The organism is Desulfobacter curvatus DSM 3379, assembly GCF_000373985.1.
GTDB classification, from domain to species: domain Bacteria; phylum Desulfobacterota; class Desulfobacteria; order Desulfobacterales; family Desulfobacteraceae; genus Desulfobacter; species Desulfobacter curvatus.
Genome location: NZ_KB892993.1, coordinates 1 through 2,387, shown reverse-complemented (window position 1 = coordinate 2,387; position 2,387 = coordinate 1). Strand labels below are relative to the sequence as shown.

At 50.7% G+C, this 2,387-nt stretch carries 1 protein-coding gene; it reads right to left on the bottom strand.

Annotated elements, in window-relative coordinates; translation table 11 throughout:
• Positions 1 to 56: 56 nt before the first annotated feature.
• Positions 57 to 1,982 (bottom strand): oxidoreductase, encoded by a 1,926-nt coding sequence (locus B147_RS0107890; RefSeq protein ID WP_020586671.1) that lies wholly within the window; start codon positions 1,980 to 1,982, stop codon positions 57 to 59.
• Between the last annotated feature and the right edge of the window lie 405 nt (positions 1,983 to 2,387).

The window sequence follows — 2,387 nt, the reverse complement described above, 5'->3', positions numbered from 1 at the left end:
ATTTTTCAAAATTTGCAAGTGTTTCATGCTTCGTTGTGTCCGCTAGGACATGGGGGTTATAAGGAACGGCCGGCTTCTTCAGCCTCGGCAACGCAAAACATAAGATGCCTGGGGGTTTTGGCATCGCCGATCATATGGAATTTTGCCCGGCTTTGTTTTTCCAAATGTTTGGCATCCCTGACCGGCTGATGTTTTTCCGAAATAACAACCGTATCAAATCCCTCAAGGGTTACGGGTTCTCCTTTGGAGGTAAAGCTTACACCGTCATCGGTAAAGGATTTAACCGCCACCATTTTATATAAAACGACGCCACAGGCCTTCAGGCGTTCCCGCAGATAATACCGGTCATTGGAGGACATCTCTTCGGCAAAACTCTTTTTGCGGTTCAAGACCACCACCTCTTTTCCCATATCACCCAGTTTATGGGCAGTGATCAGCCCGGTGAACCCGCCGCCGAGCACAATCACCCTGTCGCCGGCAGCCTGGGCATCGGTGAATACATCCACACTGGTGACAAGTTTCATTTTGCTTTTAAACAGCCCTTTGATCACAGGCATATCCGGCATGGAGCCCGTGGCCAGGATCACATGATCAGGGTCAAAGGAGGCCAGAACATCGGTAGACAACGGCGTATTGTACTCCACGGCCACACCGAGACGCTCAAGCTCGTTTCTAAAAAAGCGTAAAATATCGCCCAGCTCCCCCCTGCCGGGCGCCGTGGCAGCCAAGGCCAGAAGCCCGCCCTGATCCGAACCTTTTTCTAATATTCTCACCTGGTGCCCTCTTTGGGCAAACATCCTTGCGGCGGCAAGTCCGGAAGGCCCGGCTCCGGCCACAAGGATTTTCTGACCTTTTTTCGGCATCTTTTCTTCGGCCAGTTTAAACTCCCGGCCCACATCCGGGTTGACCACACAGGAACCGGGTTCTTTGGCCAGCACAGCATGGATACACCCCAGACAGCAGCCCACACAGGGCCGGATAAGTGAAGCATTTCCGGATTTTGCCTTATTCGGATACTCCGGGTCTGCAATAATGGAGCGTCCCAATGCCACCATATCCGCTTTTCCATCCTTGATGGCGGCATTGGCCATTTCAGGATCCTTGATCCGCCCTACGGTGATCACGGGCACATTGACCACCTGCTTGACCGCCTCGGCCATATGAATAAAACACCCCTGGGGGGTATACATGGACGGAATGGTCAGCTCCGTAGACCCATAAACACCACCGGACACATGGATATACGCCACCCCGGCCTGCTCCAGAAGCGGGGCAATGCGCAGGGTATCTTTAAGTTCCCATCCGTTTTCAATATAATCATTGCCATTGATGCGGATTCCCACGGGATAGTCCTTGCCTGCGGTATTCTTTACCGCGTCAATCACCTCAAACAGAAACCGGGTACGATTCTCAAAACTGCCGCCATACTCATCTGTGCGGATATTGGAGTTGGGTGCCAGAAACTGGTTTATCAGGTAGCCATGGGCCCCATGCAGTTCAATGAAATCAAACCCGGCCTCCCGGCAGCGCCGGGCCGCCTGCCCAAAGCAGATGGCAAGATTTCTTATTTCCTCTATTTCCAGAGCACGAACGGGGCCCTTAACCACGGCAGGCGCCGGAATAGCCGAAGGTGCCACTTTTTCCGGCAGATAGGACTGGCGGCCGCCATGCAGCAGTTGAACGCCGAAACAGACATCATATTCCTTAATCCGGTTAACCATTCTTTTTAAAGCCGGGATACATGAATCCTCATACATCTGGGGAAGATCAGGCAGTTCCTGGCCGCTGGGGTGAACCCCGCCGCCGCCCACAAGCATCATGCCGACACCGCCTTTGGCCCGGATCGCAAAGTATTCCGTAAGCTGATCCGTGACATGGCAATTTTCATCTACACCGAAATTAATACTCATGGCTGACATAAGCAGCCGATTCTTCACTTCCATGTGTTGGATCCGGATGGGACTGAAAAGATCTGACAGCATAAGCACACTCCTATCATTGATGACGGTTAAGATATGGCCTTTATCTAATGTCAGACATTTAGATTCAAGACAAGAAAATTTCTAACAATAATTGCCATGGGCTGAGCCGGATTATCAACACATAGGCTCAGCCCACACCAAAAACTGAAAAATCTTGGTGGGTTATAAAGACATTCTTATAAAAACGCAAACAGGTAAACGCCGGATCACGGCTCAGAAGACGACCATCGAAGACCTTGACAAGCTTCGAAAGAAAAAGGTTAAAAGAATGTGTGAAGTCAACGCCAGGATACAAGGCCTTGAAAGAAAGCGGGCTTGATCATAAAATCGGCCATTATACCTAACTTGCCATTTTAATTTTATTTCTCCTTGGCCTTGCCGGCAGGGGCATTTTTTTAACGAGCC